Source organism: Niastella sp. OAS944 (assembly GCA_024809215.1).
Taxonomy (GTDB): Bacteria; Bacteroidota; Bacteroidia; order Chitinophagales; family Chitinophagaceae; genus Niastella.
This window is the reverse complement of sequence record JANUBW010000001.1, coordinates 1,592,841-1,610,729: the sequence shown is the minus strand read 5'-3', so window position 1 is coordinate 1,610,729 and position 17,889 is coordinate 1,592,841. Positions and strand designations below refer to the sequence as shown.

Here is a 17,889-nt window from a genome sequence, read left to right as displayed (position 1 = left end):
AATATGTGTCCCGGCGTTTTTATAATTACCAGTCGGCGCATTCCTATGCGGCGCCTGCCTTTGTCACTATCCAAATCTTATTATATGAATAAAACCGTACTCGTAGTCGATGACTCCGATTTTGTTGTGCAAATGCTATGCTTCACGCTTGAACAGGAAGGGTATACCACCCTGGCTGGTGTTGATGGTGCCGATGCATTAAAACATTTTGATGGCAAGCACATTGATATGGTAATAACCGATCTCAACATGCCCAATCTCGACGGGCTGGGTCTTATAAGCAATATCCGTTTACAGGCGGCCTATCAAAATATTCCCATTGTTCTATTCGATTCATATCATGGCAACGATGCCGATTATCTCAAAAGTACAGGAGCTACCGCACTAATGTCGAAAGATGTAATGGGCGAACAGCTTATTCCAACAGTTAAACAAATGATCGGTTGATTGCATAAAAAAGCTCTCCCACCTAAAACTCCACATAGGGAGGGCGGGAGAGCCGGCCTTCGCAAACAACCTTTGATACTGATACTAATTTTTTAATGGTATTGTAATGTTCCCCGGTGTATTGAAATCAAGTTCATTCTGGGGCACATCCCAATAGTCCATATAGTTATACTCCATAAAACAAGGTGTGGGTATTGAACCGGCTTGTGGTGGCGAAAGCAAATTACCAGGTATGATCACAATGGCATTGGCCCTGCCGCCGCCTTGTGATGCCGGTTTGGTTACACCCCAACGCCGGGCATCGTAAAATGCTGTACCCCACAAAAACAGCGCTACTCTTCTTTCACGCCTGAATTCTTCCAACGCCTGTGTGGCATTTAAACCGGTACCCGCTACATGCGCAAGTCCGGAGTGCTGAAAATCACGAACGGCATCTACCAGTTGCAACCCTGGTTCAATACTACCGGTACGTATCAACGCTTCTGCTTTCATTAACTGGTTTTCTTCATAACTGCATGCCCAGGGAACCAGTCCTTTATTATTTCCTGTGGCATACAAACCGCCATTTTCAATAAAAACGGGGTTCCAGCGGGTACCAAATTGCAAACCGCGCCCTCTTTCATTTACCTTGGGCACATCAAAAGGTACAAAGCCGATCTTCAACCGGTTATCGCCAGGTTTAAATTCCTGTACCAACCGTTCACTTACAAACGAAAACTGTTGCACTTCGCCAATAAATGCATAAGGGTGATAAAATCCGCTCGATACATCATTGCTGCCGCTGGGGTCCATACCAAACCTGAAGATGACATCTGTGGCCTGTATACCCTGGTTGGTGAGCGTTATGATCTGCTGCCAATTGGCCGTTGTCATATCGGGGAGCTTTGTATTTGCCAGTAAATTGCGTGCCTGTAGCGAATAGATCTGCCGTTTCCACATGGCAGGCGTTACCACATTAGAGTTATCATTAAAAGAAGCTACAATAGCTTTCATTACGTCTGAATAATCATCTGTTTCGGTAATAGCATTTAATGTAGTTAAACATTCGTTCAGCACTTTATCGGCTTCTGCCAGTATAGCTGTATGGTCAACAAAATCGCCGTTTGTTTTACCCGATTCATTGGTAATGATGCCGGCCAGGTACATTGATCCAATACGCGAGTAAGCGTACCCTTTCCAGAATAAAGCCCAGGCTTTGAAAATGTTCTTTTTATTAGCGGCATCGCCGCTTATATTCAACGCCGCATTATCTAATGCCGTCAGTAATTGATTTGCTTGTCCAATAATGTAGTAACACGATGCCCATTCATATTGAAAGGCGTTTCGTTCACCGGCATCTCTTGAATCAAAACCTTTCAACTGTGTTTTCTGATCAACTCCATTGGGGTTGGTTATTACCGTACCACCGGGCAGCGTTATTTTATATACCTGGTCAACCCACCGTAATCCATAGTTGCCGTAGGGAACATAGGCCTCATCGCCCAAAATGCTGTGGTTTGTTAAGGCAATATGAAAGATATTGGTGGTGCCTTCATCGGGCACTTCTGCTACCATTTTTTGTAGTATACCCAGCGAAAAGTTTTTCAATCCGGCTTCCGTTGTCAATGATTGCTCGGGCGTTGGAAAATTTGGATCGTTTAATTCGAGGGACGACTTCTTACAAGCTCCCGCGATGATGGTTATTATCGTTATATAAAAGAAGTATCGTTTCATAACAATCAAATTTGGGTTAGAATTGAAGGTTGATACCAAACTGGTACGAGCGCAGGTTTGGTATGGCAAAGTAATCGGCGCCTATATTTGCTCCTGCGCCAAATGTGCGGTTACCCTGGCTATCCTGTGCTGAGGTGGCTTCTGGATCAAGCCCTTCATAATCTGTAATGGTTAGCAGATTTCGGCCCGATGCGGTAATCGCTATACCTTTTATCCAGGGAACTTTTAATGTGCTACCCAACTGATAAGTTATTGTGAGATCGCGCATGCGCCAGAAAGCGCCTTTTTCAACAAACCAGCCGGTACGCTGAACACTATTGTACAGGCTGTTGTAAAAATTAACAAAGGCTCCGCTTTCTCCATTTATGGTTATTGGTTTATCGAAGTCCTTTTGCAATCTGTCGCGGTACATCCATTGTTTGGTGAGGTTATATATTTCATTACCATGGTACCAGTCCCACTGCATGCTGATATTTAGTTTCTGCCAAAGCGTAACGTTGTTGATGAACGACATGGTAAAATCGGGATAGGCGTTGCCTGTAATGCGTTGGTCAGTAGCATCGGTAAGCACTGCGCGTTTTGTTTCTTTATTTACAACAATGCCATTTACAATTTCGTATTGCGAAGCATCTGTTTCAGGTATATACCTGGTTTTATCGGCAGTACGGGTTTGATCGATGCTTGTCAATGGCGTTACTGTATAAAAATTACCCAGCGATTCGCCTTCTTTCACCACAAACAAACCGCTTACGAAATCGCGGCCATTCGCTACTTTATCTACTTTGGTTTTAAAGGTACCAAAACGAACACCCAGCTGCCAGTCAATTGTTTTACTGGTGTATGCACTTACATCAAGGCTTGCATCGGCGCCTTTTACAGTCAGGTCAATCAAGTTATCCCTTATTTGTTGTGCGCCGCTGGATGGGGCCAGATCTACGTATTGTATATTGTTCTTGTTGTTCTTGCTCCAGTATGTGAACGACAGGCCTATCTTGTTGAACCAGTCTTTTGCCGAGGGGGTAATGGTGATATCGGTACCTATTTCCATTTCACGTACTTCCTGTACTCTCAGATTTTTGTTACCCAATATGTTCGGCAGGTAAAGCCCAACGCCTTCACCTAATTGTATTGAACCGAGTGTTGTTTGGCGGCTATAATATTCGCCGTCAAATTCATTGGGTGGTATACCGGCGGCGCCATACGCTGCCCTTATTTTCCATTCGGAAAGCCGGGTAACATCAAATAGTTCAACTGGTCTGAAGTATACCGTACCACGGCCAAAAGTGAATGGTTTTTTCTGGTCGCCGAATTGTGAGTTATAGTCTGAACGGAAACCGCCCGTGATCCCGAACAAGCTGCCAAAGTCGATGGTTTGATTCACCAGGTAGCCATAGGTGATGTATTCAAACTGGCCATCGCCACTTGTCTTTATAGCAGCCGATGAAATGTTTGCAGGTGGATACTGCGGCAATTCAAGCCCCTGTGCAAAGAAAGAAGTGTATTCCAGTTTGCGCCAGTCGTAAGAAAGCTGTGTGGTGGTTGTGATGGGCACATCCATCTTGAAATCTTTCTTGAAGTCTGTCCTGAAATAAATAGTCGACAGTGCGTTCTGATATATTGATTTCGAATGGTCGTCACGTACAGAACCCTTTGCTGTGCTTCCCCAGAAACCCAGTGCCACCTGTGGCGCTGCTTCCTGGTTCTTATACAGGTCCTGGAATTCTGAATTCCATAATTCAATACCATATTTGAAATCAAGTTCAACAAAGCGCGGGAATTTATAATTCAGGTTGCTGTTATTGATGATACGGGTATCCTTGCTGTACCTTGTGTGCCAGTCTTTTTCCGACAAAACGTTAAGCTGGTTCTCATCCCTTGGCCGTACAACGGTGAGGTTTGTACCCGCATATTTTGAGGTAAAATCTATCCAGGGATAAGAATTGATCATCTCGAACCGGTTGTTATTGGTCCCTTCAAATAAAACATCAACATTGTATTTGATGCGGTCTGTTACGTTGTAGGTACCTGACAGCAGGTTTTCATCCTGTAATACAACCTGTGTAGTATTGCGGGCAGTAAATCCTTTAAACAATTCAAAGCCCAGGTTGGCCGAAAGGTTGGTGCGGCGAAGGTGATTGGCAAGCACGTTTTCCTGATCGAGGTGCGACAGTGTAAATGAATAATCTGTTTTATTGCCACCGCCGGAAATACCTATGGAATTAGTGGTTGAAACGGCTGTCTGGTAAGCTTGTTCAAGGTGATTGTACTGAGGCAGATTGGAAGGGTAGGTTTTGTTGTTCTTCAAATTGAAATCCGTATTAAAATCATCTTCGGCCGGCTCGGGCCACATGCCCAGGCTATCGGGTTTTAAAACATCGCCATTGCGATCGAGGATATTTCCGCTGGCATCCTGTTGAAAGTGGTGGAGTTTTGCACTGAGGGTTTTGTCTTTACCCAGTATGACTTTGTCGATACTTACTTTCGATAACAGCGTTATGCTAGGTGCCTTATTACGGCTGCCTTTTTTGGTAAATATCTGTATAACGCCATTGGCGCCCTGTGCGCCATACAACATACCGGCTGCAGGGCCTTTTGCGATCTCTACCTTATCAACATTCGATACGTCAAGTCCGTTTATGTCTGTTACCTGTACTCCATCCACTAAAATAATAGGTGTTGAAGAACCAAGGGAGTTTATACCACGTAAATTGATATTGGCTTTTTGACCGGGCTCACCTGAATTACTTTGTATTTGTGCGCCTGCTACCTTACCTATCAAAGCCTGGTCAATAGAAACAATGGCCGATTGGGCAAGATCTTTTTTACCCACGCTGGCCACATCTATCGACAGCTTTTTCTTTTCGGTAGCAACACCGGTACCCGTCACTACAATTTCACTGAGCGCTTTAATTTCAGTAGTTAACTGTACATCCATGGTGGTACGGTTTCGTACACTCATTTCTGTTGGTTCATAGCCAACACCCGAAAATACCAGCGTGGCATTTTCGGGAACATTTAATTTAAATGTGCCATCGGGGTTACTGGTAGTACCCGACATGGTGCCTTTTATGGTTACCGAAATACCTATTAACGGGTTGCCGCTGGCGTCGGTAACTTTGCCGCTTACTGATTTTGTTTGCGAATAAACCGTAAACATTGAGCAGGTAATTAATAGAAGGGAAATGAATTTCTTCATAGTCTCATGTTTTGGGTGAAACAATAAGTATCCCGGGCAATGAGAAGCATGGAGAGAGAGTTCTTCCTCATTACCTTAACTGTGCTACTTTTCCGGATGTGTTTGCGAAGGGCAGGATTGAAGTTGTATGTATTAGGCCCAATATTCTATTATAGCGAAGTAGGACACTTTAAGACTGGTGATTTTTGCCTGCGTAGTGTAAGTTCTATTTATTATGACAAACCAATGTTGCCAATTGCTGCATTTATGGCAGTTGTTATGATGGTGATCAGGAAAAAAATAGAAGAATCAGGAGGGATATTTCTGCTGCAGATGCTTTACAGAGGAGGTAATTTGTTTTGCAAGTACTTCAATATTAATATCCTGCAGTTTTTTTATATACACGCAACCCGCAACGGAACGGTGTTTGCCAATTGTTGTAATAATTTTTCCCTGGCGGTAAAATCCTGGTACAAATAAAGGCTTATTTCTTTTGTGCGGGGTGAGAAACCGACCAAAGGTGCACCTTCACGCCCGCTGGGGGAAAAAGGCAAGTGGTAAGTGGTAAATGGCGAGTGGGGCCTTCATTCAAAACTCGCGATTTTATTATGCGCCACCTGTATTCCCCACTAGCCACTCGCTACTCGCTACTAGCCTATATATAACTCAACCACCACTTATCCCTATTAACCCTTTTATACTCATCATACCTTTTACACAAGGGATACAACCCAACTACAATTATTATCCATAACACATATACAAACAGCAGGCTGAAGCCATAACCCTCCAGTTGCTTATTCATACTAACCCAACCGGTAAGTACCATATCGCTCCATTTGTAGCCTGTTACACTGGCTGCAATTACAGCCAGTATATGAATTAAGTAAATGTGCAGAATATAAAAGAACATGGGTACCCGGCCAAACACTACCAGCTTTTCGGTAAACCGGGTCAATGGTTTTTCGGTAAAGGCCAGGAAAAGCAGTGAGGGCCCTAACGTCATTAAGATATATAATAAGGAAGGCGGGTATTTGGTTACATTCAGGAATGAAAAGAATGTAAACATGGGCGCCTGCTGTGTACTCCAGGGCCGCGGATCGCCATAGATATTAATAAAACGAATGATTATAAATAACGCAACAGCGCCAAGGCCCAGCCACAGCAAAGTTCTTTTTCTTTTTGCTGCATCATAAGTAGGCAGGTATAATTGTCCAAATACATAACCGATAAGCATAATGCCTATCCAGGGAACAATGGGGTAGCCAAGCATAACCGAAAATGGTTTCATAAAAAAGTAATGCTGGTGGTGCAGGGCCGACATCAGGAATGATGATGCATTATCGCCTGTAGTGTCTAAAGGATCGAGCAGGTTATGACCAAAGATCAAAACAAGTCCTGTTATTAATATAATTGTTCGTGGCAGCCATATCGCTGCTGCCAGCACCATCATACTTATACCAAGCGCCCATATGACCTGTAAAATAAGTACGGGATACACGGGGTTGAAGGTCCAGCCTAAGGTAATGATCAGCATTTCGGCAATCACCAGCCACAAACCTCTGGTAAAAAGAAAAACAGAGAGGTCTTTCTTCGTCTTTTTAGTTCCATTTAAAAAGGCCGATGCGCCGGCAAGAAATGTGAACACCGGTGCGCAAAAGTGTGTGATCCACCGGGTAAAAAATAATGGTGCATCAGTTTGCGTAAGATCGGTGGGGTCGAACAGGAAAGCGCCCGCATGAAAATAATCACGCACATGATCGAGGGCCATAATGATCATAACCGTGCCTCGCAGCAGGTCAATGGAGTGAATGCGCTTACTTTTCACCAGGTTGCCCGGTAAAGCTGTTGGTTGGATGTCCATAAAAGGTTAAGTGTTCTGTAAAGATAGTGGTTGTTAGAATAAAATTCAGTAAAAATTATTCACTTTAGAATATTGTTCTGTTTGTTTTTGTGATGAACTGTGCAATTGCGAAGCTAAATTGTACGTTATTAAGTAATTAAATCCAAACCTTGTGAAGAGAGTACTATCCCTTTTAGCCCTGGCCGTTGGTCTGCAGCAGGCCACTGCCCAAATGAGCCATCAAAGCGATACCGGTAAACTGGTAGCGCAAAAGGATAATATCATTACGGCCAGTACTATTATCAAGATCGAGAATTTAGGGGAGAACATCAACTCCGACCTGCCCGAACTGAGGCCAACCATTTCGGCAGACGGCAACCTGCTGTTCTTTATTTGTGAGAACCACCCGGCCAATACCAAGTATAATTCTGTGCCCAATTCACAGGATATCTGGTACTCAACACGCGATTCAAATGGTGTATGGGCCGAAGCGAAACATTTGAAATATCCCCTGAACACGAGCCAGTACAATGCAGTGTACTGGATATCGCCCGACAATAACCGAATTCTTATTCGCGGCGCCTTTGGAAACGGCGGTGCCTATTTTGGTAAAGGCGTTAGTCTTTGTACCCGCCAGGCCGATGGCCGTTGGGGCGAGCCCGAAATGCTGCGTATTAAAAATTACCTGAAATACGATAAGGGCGTGGTATCTGGTGCGGTGCTTACGCACGACCTTACAGCGCTGGTACTTTATATGTGTCCCGAACCGGGCGGTGGTAACAACGACCTGTTTGTATGTTTTCCGCAATCAGACGGTAGTTGGAGTGAACCCAAGAGCTTAGGTAAACAAATTAACCTTCCCGGCGATGAAATGACGCCGTACATAGCGCCCGATGGCGTTACCATGTATTTCAGCAGTAACCGGCCCGGTGGTGTAGGTGATAATGATATTTACATGACCAAGCGGCTCGATAAAAGCTGGACAAAATGGAGCACGCCGGTAAATTTGGGTGAACCCATTAACTCCGACGGCTGGGATGCCTTCTTTACCCTGGATGCCGGTGGCGAATATGCGTATTTAACCAGTTATAAAGACAGCTATGGTGAAAGCGATATCGTTCGTGTTAAACTGTTAGAGCGTGAAAAACCAAACCCGGTGATACTGGTTAGCGGTAACGTATATAACGCTAAAACAAAAGAACCACTTAGCGCTTCGCTTATTTATGAAACATTACCCGATGGGGTGGAGGCCGGTACCGGTATTTCGGACCCATCTAATGGTGCCTTTAAGATCGTATTGCCTTACGATAAGAACTATAGTATTCGCGCCAGCGCCGACAAGTTCTTCGCTATTTCTGAGAACCTGAACCTCGACTCAATGGTGAAAGCAGGTTTCAAAGAAATTCATAAAGACCTGTACCTGGTGCCCATTGAAATTGGCCAGGTGGTGCGCCTGAATAACGTGTTCTTCGACTTCGATAAATGGGACCTGCGTCCTGAATCGTTTGTTGAACTCGACCGCGTAGTGAAGTTGTTGAAAGAGAACCCAGCCATTGTAATTGAAATGAGCGCTCACACCGATAGTAAAGGTAGCGATGAGTATAACTTCAGACTTTCTGATAATCGTGCCCGCTCGGTTATGGAGTACATTTTGTCTAAAGGCATAGACCCAGGCAGAATTACTTCGAAAGGTTATGGTGAAAGCATGCCGGTGGCAGAGAACGAAACCGACGAAGGCCGTCAGCTGAACCGTCGTGTTGAGTTTAAAATATTGAAAAACTAATGTGATAATTTTCTAATTAGCTAATGTGCTAATGAAGGTGTGCCATTCGGCACACCTTTTTATTTTATATTTACCAAAACAACACTGCATGAGGAACAAGGCTCCACTTATTATCACTTCATTCTTCAGTTTATTGTTGTCAACTGCTGCCTGTGCGCAAACAAAAAAAGCGCCGGTTGAATTGATAAAGCAAAGCGATCTTAAGCGCGACCTGTACCGCCTGGCCGATGATCATTTCAGGGGCCGTGAAGCGGGTACGCTCGATGAGTTAAAAGCCAGTATGTGGCTGGCTGAGGAAGCACGCAAGGCTGGTATAGAACCTGCTGGTGATGACGGCACTTATTTTCAATTTTTCAATCTTATACGCGAACGGGTAAGTAACCGCAGTACAGTAAAGATCGGCGATCGCGCCTTTACCTTATGGAAAGATGTGATCGTTTATGAACCTTCTTTTGCAACGGTGAATGCACCTATTGTTTTTGTAGATGACCCTGAAACGGTAAGTGAAGAAACAATAAAAGGAAAAGTAGTGGCATTGCAGTTTACTGCAAAGGGCCTTACCGACCCACGTAAGACCATTCCCTGGCGTTACAGTGGGTTTGTTGTAGGCGCCTGGGCGCGTAAGCTGGGTGCCAAAGGTGTAAAGGCCATTGTTTTTGTTTCAGACGATCTGGCTGAGCAGGCATGGCCACGTGCGGCGCAATATTCAAACCGCGGCAGTTATCAAATTGAAGGCAGTTTGTTCACCAACCGCCAGCAACTAAAAGATATTCCTATTATCTGGGTTCGAAAAGAAGCGCTGAACCTGGTACGCCAGCCAAACCAGCAGCTGGAGGCAACCATCTATTCTGAGTCGTTTAACTATCCATCGGTAAATGTGGTAGGAAAAATTGCAGGCACCGACCCCATATTATCGAAAGAGTATGTGCTTTTCAGCGGTCACCAGGACCATGATGGCGTGCGTAATATTGAAGGCGCCAAAGACAGCATCTTTAACGGCGCCGATGACAATGCTACCGTTAGTGTTGCCCTGCTGGCCATTGGCAAAGCATTTAAACAGCAACGCACAAAACGCAGCGCGCTGTTTGTATGGCATGGGAGCGAAGAAAGAGGTTTGTTTGGTTCAACCTGGTTTGCCGAACATCCTACGGTGCCACGCGAATCGTTGGTAGCTGTGTTAAATGGCGATATGATTGGGATGAACGCACCCGACAGTGCAGCCCTGCTGGGCGTTATTCCCCCACACCTCAGTTCATCGGATCTTGTGAAAATTGCTTTGCAGGAAAACGATAATGGTCCTAAGTTCAGGCTCGATACCGAATGGGATAAAGCTACGCATTTCGAAAGCTGGTATTTTCGCAGCGACCATTTCCCTTATGCAAAGAAGAACATTCCGGCCATCTTTTTCAGCACCCTGCCACACCCGCTGTACCATACCCCGGGCGATGAGGCTTCGGCAATTAATATAGATAAGCTTACAAAAATGACCCGCTGGATGTATGCCACCGGTTATGCAGTGGCCAATGCCGCCAACCGTCCGCGCCTGGAACCGGGATTCAAGCTAGAAAGATAATAACTGGTTGATTTCAAATGAATTAATGGTTCTTCAATTAAAAATAGTGTCGATTATTTTCAATTTGTATGCTTTTAAATTAAAAATGTTGGCCATTGTTTTCAATTTGAGGCCGATTTAATTAAAAGTAAACCACTTTATTTTCAATTTGTGGTCGATTAAATTAAATGTAATTCCCATTATTTTCAATTTGATGGGATTTAAATTGAAAAACCTGAACGTATTTTTAAAAACAATAGGCATTCTATACCCGGATGGTGCGGGTTACTTCAATAATTAATCATTATTATCTTTATCCCACTGTAAAAATTCCAAATCTCAAATAACAAGTTCCAAATAAATTCCAAATCTCAAATTACAATTCTAAAGCCTCTGAATATGCCATTGAGATTTGTGATTTGAGTTTTATTTTTTGGATCTTGATATTTGTGTTTTGAGTTTTATTTTTTGGGTCTTGTGATTTGTAATTTGAGATTTTTTCCGTCATGCGAGCTGTCACATTTAACCTTCATAGCAACGATGCTTTAATGCATACCATAAAGGACGATGGTGTTGCTTTTGAACATTTCTTCAAAATACACTTCGCATCCTTATGCACCTGGTGCCAGCATAAATACAATTTCGATACCGATATTGCCAAAGAAGTGGTGCATACCGCCTTTATAAAATTATGGAAGCACCGGAGCACACTTTCTGCCGATATGCCTGTAAAGGCCTTTCTGCACAAAGTGATCATGAATACAAGCCTGGATATTTTGCGCCATGCCAAAGTGCGCGAACGCTTTGAACGGTTTGTACAGCAACGGAACGAGAACCCCGGTTCAACCCCACAGGAAAACTATGATACCAAAAAATTACAGGCCGATATTGATAACGCCGTTTCCGAACTGCCCGATCAAATGCGTACCATTTTTGAATTGAGCCGCTACGAGGGATTGAAATATGCCGAAATAGCCCGTCAACTGAATGTGTCGGTGAACACAGTGGAAACACAAATGGGCCGGGCATTGAAAAAATTACGAATAAAACTGGCCGGCTACCTTACTCTATTCTTCATGTTAATGATTATCAATAAAATAATACCGTAAAAAATATTTAACGGGCTTGTCACGGTAAGTGTTTGTTCAACCGTAATATTAATAGAACATGAGCAACAGCGAGCAACTAGACGATTTAATAACCCGGCATTTTTGCAACGAACTGAACAGTGATGAACAGGCAAAGCTGTTGCAATGGTTAAGCGCCAGTGAAGAAAACAGGCAATATTATGAAGCATTGAAAAATACCTGGCAGTTGATGAAGGACGATCAAACACCCGATGAAATTAATGCAAACAAGGAGTGGGCATACTTTCAACACGCGTTGCAGCAGGATTCCCGGGGTGAAAGAGATTATACCGGCGACATAACCGGCAAACGTGGCCTTGTTCGCAAAATTGTAATTACAACAGCTATAGCTGCTTCTGTTTTATTGATTATAACAGTTGGTTACAAATGGTGGGGTAGTGATAAAAGCAATAACCACCCGGTAGTTGCTTCAGTAAAAAAAGATAGTGCGACAAACGTGGTAGTGCGCCATGAAATAAACACAAGTGGCAAAACGCAACGAATAGTATTGACCGATAGTTCAGAAGTACTACTTGATCCCTTAAGTGAAATAACCTGGAATGAGCCCTTTACCAATAATAAACGCAATATAGTGTTGAAAGGGCGGGCCAGGTTCAATGTGGCAAAAGACAAAACAAAACCTTTTACCGTTATCAGCGGCCATTTGGCAACCACCGCGCTTGGAACACAATTTATAGTAACAGCCTTTGAACAGGATGAATTTATAACCGTTCAATTATATGAGGGCAGGGTAGTAGTAAAACCGGCCGACAGCCTTCAGCCAAAACTGAAAAAAGAATTTTACCTGGTGCCCGGTGAGGAGTTGTTGTATAGTAATAAACAAAACACGGCAAGCGTACGGCGGTTTATAAATGATAATACAGCACTCAAAAAAGGAATACGCGATGAGCGCGGCGTTAGCGACCAGCCATCGTTACCTGTTGATAAAGGATCGTGGTATATGTTTAATAATCAGCCGCTGACACAGGTGTTTAAACAATTGGAAGAAATGTATGGCGTAGAAATTGTGTATACAGAAGCTGATATAGAAAAAATGTATTTCATTGGTAAGTTCAGTAAAAGTGATTCATTAAGCAATATTCTGAAACAGATTGCCTCTCTTAATAATTTAACGATTAGCGTACATAATAATACATACACTATAACCAATAAGCAATAAGCAATTGGCAATTGGCAAGGCCTGCCGATTGTCGGGTACTCCGCATAAAGGCATCTTTGCCTATTGCACATTGCCTATTGCCCATTGACTAAAAATTGCCATATGAGATTTAATGTATTTAAGTCGGGGCCATGCTATGCCCTTACCTTGCTACTGCATCTCCTGCTAACACAAGTGTTATATGCACAGGAAAATTCAAGTATTGTAAAAGGTGTTGTACAAAATAACAACGGCGATCCTTTGCCGGGTGTGTCGGTGGTCATACGCAACACGGCAAACAATTTCACCTCGGGTACAAGCACCGACAGTACCGGTGTATTTACTTTCTCACGCATTCCTGCCGGTGGCCCATATAAATTCACTTTCACAATTGTGGGTTATGAAAACCAAACCCTGTCGGGGTATAATATTAAGAACGATATCACGCTTTCGCTGGTAGTAAAAATGAAAGAGGTGGCCAGCTCCCTCGATCAGGTGATTGTGATTGGGTATGGGTCACAACGCAAACGCGCGGTAACGGGTTCGGTGGTGTCGGTAACTGCAGAACAGTTCAAAGACCGCTCATCGAGCAACGTGGCGCAATCAATTGAAGGTACCGTGCCGGGGGTGAATATTTCAACCACACAAGGCGCGCCGGGGTTTGGCCCAACCATCAGGGTAAGGGGTATCAACTCCATTACTGCAGGCACCAATCCATTGTATGTGGTTGATGGCATGGCGATGGAAAATTTCGATCTCAACATTATCAATGCACAGGATATACAGTCTATAGAAATTTTGAAAGATGCGGCCTCGGCAGCAATTTATGGTTCGCGCGGCGCAAATGGCGTAATTATCGTAACCACCAAACTGGGTAAAGCCGGTAAACCGCAGGTAAACCTGGCTTATGAGCTTGGTCTGCAAAAAGTATTGCGCAAGGTAGAAGTTATGGATGCGCAACAATGGATACAATATTATATCGATGCGCGTAACAATGCCTGGGTAGCATCTGGCCCCGGTCGTAAGGCCACCGATCCCAATACTGTTCGCGGCAGCAAAACGTATTTAATTCCGCCAGACTTCTTAACCGACCCGCAACAGTTTGGTAAAGGTACCGACTGGCAGGATGTATTATTCAGAACCGCCAAATCGCAAAACGTACAGGCTTCGGTAAGCGGTGGAACCGATAAAGCGCAATACCTGTTCTCTGCCGGTTATTTGAACCAGGATGCGGTGGTGATAGATAACTTTTACAAACGCCTGTCGCTGCGTATGAACATCAGGCAAAAGATCACCGAGAAGGTAACTGCCGGTCTGAACTTTTCATTTACCGGTATTCACAGCCGTATTGATGGAATTGAAGGAAAGAGTGATGTTGTGAGCCTTGCCCAGCAAAGCGATCCTATATTCCCGGTGTATAATGAAAATGGTAACCTGGGTTTCCTTGATCCCAATTCAACCTGGAACCGGTTCACCCAATATGGCGTTCAATTGTGGCATCCTTATTCATTAATAAAGTATGCCGATAAACTGAACAAGGCTTATAATACGATTGCCGGTGCTTATATAGAGTATAAACCAATAAAAGACCTTACATTCAAAAGCAGCGCCAATGCCATTTTAACGCAACGGAACTACAACTGGTTTTGGCGTACCAATGCCGGTTATGGTTACAGCACTTTGCTACCGGCCGAGGGAAGATATAGCACTTATAACAACCTGAACTGGCTAAGTGAAAATTCTCTTTCTTATGATAAAGTATTGGGCGATCATACCATTGGGGCGCTGGTGGCCTATACGGCACAAAAGCAACGGGGCGACACATCGCAACAACGAAGCACCAATTACCCCAACGATCTGGTGCAAACCCTTAATGCGGCCGGTACCTATAGTTTAAGCACTACCACCGCAGGAGAATGGGCGTTATTGTCGTGGTTGTCGCGTGTAAGCTATAGCTATAAAAACCGGTATTTTTTAAATGGTACTATCAGGCGCGATGGCAGTTCACGCTTTGGTCAGGATTCACGCTGGGGTTACTTTCCCTCCTTATCACTGGGCTGGCTGGTTTCTGATGAAGCGTTTATGCAAAACGTATCGGCCATCAATAATTTGAAGCTCCGTGTTAGCTATGGTTCAACAGGTAACAACCAGATACCCAATTATGGTCCCATTAGTTTGTTGGATGGTTCAAAATATGCATACAGCGACAATGTGGTGAATGGTGTTCGGGTTACCACCATTCCCAACCCCAATTTAAAATGGGAAAAAACAACCCAGTTCAATGTGGGTGTTGATGTAACCGCTTTAAACAACCGCCTCAATGTAACGGCCGAATTTTATAACTCTACCACCAAAGACCTGTTGCTGAATGTGCCTGTGCCCATTCTTACCGGTTTTGCCACCCAGCTTACCAATATTGGTAAAATAAGGAATCGCGGGGTGGAGCTGTCTATTTCTTCAAAGAACATTGTGAACAGCAGTCTTAAATGGACAACCGATTTCAATATCTCTGCCAATAGAAATAAAGTATTACAACTGGGGCCTAACAATGCACCGGTAATTGTAGAAGAATGGGGCAGCCGTTTTGTAACCGAGGTGGGTAAACCCATCAGTAATTATGTAGGCTATGTTTTCGACGGAGTATACAATAACCAGACTGAAATTGATAAAGGACCTAAATATGCCAGCGGTGTAGTAGTTACCCCCGGCGATCCCCGGGTACGCGATGTAACCGGTGATGGAAAAATTGATGCCGATGACAGAACGAACCTTGGTAATGCGCAACCCGATTTTACAGCGGGGTTAACAAACACCCTTACGTATAAAAACTTTGAATTCTCATTTATGCTGCACGGCGTATTTGGCAATGAGATCGTGAACCAGCAAACCCGGTATAACAAATACTGGAACGATAGCCGTAATGCATACGCTGCTATAGGCAATTACTGGAAATCGGAACAGGAGCCCGGCGATGGAAAAACATTTAAACCAAATGCAGAATACAAGGGAATGCAAACCCAGTTCAGCAGTTACTGGATAGAGGATGGCACCTTTGTAAGAATAAAAAATGTTCGTTTATCATATACGTTGCCTAAGGCAGTCACTTCCAAACTCTCGTTCCGTTCCATGCGCGTATATGTGAATGCCGAAAATGTACATGTGTTCAGTAAATACCTTGGGTACGATCCTGAAAATAGTATCTATTCAACAGGCACCGATGCGGCGGCATCCAATACGCCATTCCCACCCGGATTAATGGTAGGCGCCGATTACGGTAGTTATCCCATTCCCATTACTGTAACCTTTGGTGTAAAAGTAGATCTGTAATAATTGGAAGTATTCAAAAACAGCATTTATGAAAACGAGATTAATAATCAGCATACTTTTTATAACAGCTATTGTAGGTTGTAAAAAATCGTTCCTCGAGTTGGCGCCGGTATCAAACAGCAATGCCAATAATTTCTACAAAACAAAAAGCGATTTCGACCTGGCAGTAAACAATGCCTACGCCACATTGTATACCATGTATGGGCCAACAGGGCTGGTATCGTATTGTGGTGAATTAATGTCGGACAATGCCACTATTTACCAGGTAGCAGGTTCGGGCAGTATAACGGTGGGCGACAGATGGGCCTTTCGCGATTATACCCTTAACCCCGCCAATAATGTAGTGAACCAGCTTTGGAACGATTCTTATACTTCTTTGTACAACCTGAACATTGTACTTGAAAAAATAGAAGGCGCATCGCTCGACGATACTTACAAAACACAGGTAATGGCTGAAATGCGGTTTTTAAGAGGACTGTATTATTTCTATATGGTACAGGCCTGGGGCGATATACCATTGGTAACCAAACCAATTACCTCGGGCGAAGCATTTGCTACCAATCGCACCCCAAAAGCAGAAGTATACAACCAGGTGATAGATGACCTGAAGTTTGCAGCAGATCATTTAACCGCGCCCGATAAAGTGCCGGCAACCGGCCGTGCATCGAATGGCGCTGCATTGACCCTGCTGGGAAAAGTATATCTCACCATGAACAACAAACCAGCGGCCACACAGGTATTACAGCAGGTGTATGATTCGTACAATGCAACAACGTATAACCTGTTGCCAGAGTTTGGTTCTTTATGGGGTGCTACGCTGGCGCAGAAGAACACAAAAGAATCCATTTTCGAAATACAATATAAAGGCGGGGCCAACAACCCTTCAAGCACTTACTGGCCGGCCTTTTCACCTTTTGAGAACTTTGCCATCACCCGCTTTGGCGGTGGTATGAACCAGGTAACAGATGACTTGTATAATGAGTATGAACCAGGCGATAAAAGAAGGGATACTTCATTTGAACTGGGTTACTTTAAAGGCGGTAACTGGATAGCCATTAAGTTTCAGAAAAAATGGAAGGATATAAATGCGCCTATTGTAAATGCCGCAGAATCGTGTAACAACAACTTTGTGATAATGCGTTATGCCGATGTGTTATTGATGTTAACCGAAGTAACAGGTGATGTACAATACCTGAATAAAGTAAGGGCGCGCGCCGGTTTACCATTGTATGGTACAGCGCAGTACCCTTCGGCCAAATATCCAACGCTCGACCAGGCCATAGAGCATGAACGCCGCATGGAGTTTGCCATGGAGTTCCATCGCTGGTTCGATCTGAAGCGCACCGGCCGGGCTGTTGCTGTATTAAGCGCCAAAGGCAAGGCCATAAATGAAGATAAATTGCTATTACCCATTCCGCAATTTGCAAGGGACCAAAATCCTGATCTGGGACAAAACAAAGGCTACTAACAGGGACTATGAACTTAATATCAAGGCATTCCGTAAATCGGCATAAAACGTGAAACGGCAATCGGCAATCGGCGTAAAACGTGAAACGTGAAACGGCAAACGCTCAATTTCGAGGCTCGCGTTTTGTCCGTGAACGAAATAAATTTCAGGCTGTGCAAGTTCGTAAGTGAATGTATGAAATTAGCGAGCCCTTTCACGTTTCACGTTTCACGTTTCACGTTTCACGTTTCACGTTTCACGTTTCACGTTTCACGTTTCACGTTTCACGTTTCACGTTTCACGTTTCACGTTTCGC

Annotated in this window: 10 protein-coding genes; 7 read left to right on the top strand and 3 right to left on the bottom strand. The window is 44.0% G+C overall.

Annotated features, from left to right (window positions below):
- Positions 1-84 precede the first annotated feature (84 nt).
- Positions 85-447, top strand: a complete 363-nt coding sequence (locus GGD38_RS06300; protein ID WP_375298866.1) for a response regulator — start codon at positions 85-87, stop codon at positions 445-447.
- A gap of 84 nt (positions 448-531) precedes the next feature.
- Here the strand turns inward: GGD38_RS06300 and GGD38_RS06295 are convergent, their stop codons facing one another.
- The 3 genes from GGD38_RS06295 to GGD38_RS06285 form a co-directional block, all read right to left on the bottom strand.
- A complete protein-coding gene (locus GGD38_RS06295) occupies positions 532-2,160 on the bottom strand; it encodes a hypothetical protein (RefSeq protein ID WP_375298867.1) in 1,629 nt (542 codons plus the stop codon).
- A gap of 16 nt (positions 2,161-2,176) precedes the next feature.
- Positions 2,177-5,356 (bottom strand): SusC/RagA family TonB-linked outer membrane protein, encoded by a 3,180-nt coding sequence (locus GGD38_RS06290; RefSeq protein ID WP_375298868.1) that lies wholly within the window; start codon positions 5,354-5,356, stop codon positions 2,177-2,179.
- Positions 5,357-5,990: 634 nt separating this feature from the next.
- Positions 5,991-7,199 (bottom strand): DUF1624 domain-containing protein, encoded by a 1,209-nt coding sequence (locus GGD38_RS06285; RefSeq protein WP_375298869.1) that lies wholly within the window; start codon positions 7,197-7,199, stop codon positions 5,991-5,993.
- 151 nt (positions 7,200-7,350) lie between these two features.
- Between GGD38_RS06285 and GGD38_RS06280 the strand changes: the two genes are divergently transcribed.
- The 6 genes from GGD38_RS06280 (at position 7,351) to GGD38_RS06255 (ending at position 17,594) form a co-directional block, all read left to right on the top strand.
- Positions 7,351-8,961 carry an OmpA family protein gene (locus GGD38_RS06280; RefSeq protein ID WP_375298870.1) on the top strand — a complete coding sequence of 537 codons (1,611 nt, stop codon included), beginning with the start codon at positions 7,351-7,353 and terminating at the stop codon, positions 8,959-8,961.
- Positions 8,962-9,049: 88 nt separating this feature from the next.
- Positions 9,050-10,534 carry a M28 family metallopeptidase gene (locus tag GGD38_RS06275; protein ID WP_375298871.1) on the top strand — a complete coding sequence of 495 codons (1,485 nt, stop codon included), beginning with the start codon at positions 9,050-9,052 and terminating at the stop codon, positions 10,532-10,534.
- Positions 10,535-11,061: 527 nt separating this feature from the next.
- Entirely contained in the window at positions 11,062-11,622 is a 561-nt protein-coding gene (locus GGD38_RS06270) for an RNA polymerase sigma-70 factor (protein ID WP_375298872.1), read from the top strand.
- A gap of 58 nt (positions 11,623-11,680) precedes the next feature.
- Positions 11,681-12,820, top strand: coding sequence for a FecR family protein (locus GGD38_RS06265; protein ID WP_375298873.1), 1,140 nt, complete (start codon positions 11,681-11,683; stop codon positions 12,818-12,820).
- 102 nt (positions 12,821-12,922) lie between these two features.
- On the top strand, positions 12,923-16,126 hold the full coding sequence (locus GGD38_RS06260) for a SusC/RagA family TonB-linked outer membrane protein (protein WP_375298874.1): 3,204 nt from the start codon (positions 12,923-12,925) through the stop codon (positions 16,124-16,126).
- 28 nt (positions 16,127-16,154) lie between these two features.
- Positions 16,155-17,594: a RagB/SusD family nutrient uptake outer membrane protein gene (locus tag GGD38_RS06255; RefSeq protein ID WP_375298875.1), complete on the top strand. Its 1,440-nt coding sequence runs from the start codon at positions 16,155-16,157 to the stop codon at positions 17,592-17,594.
- Positions 17,595-17,889: the final 295 nt, after the last annotated feature.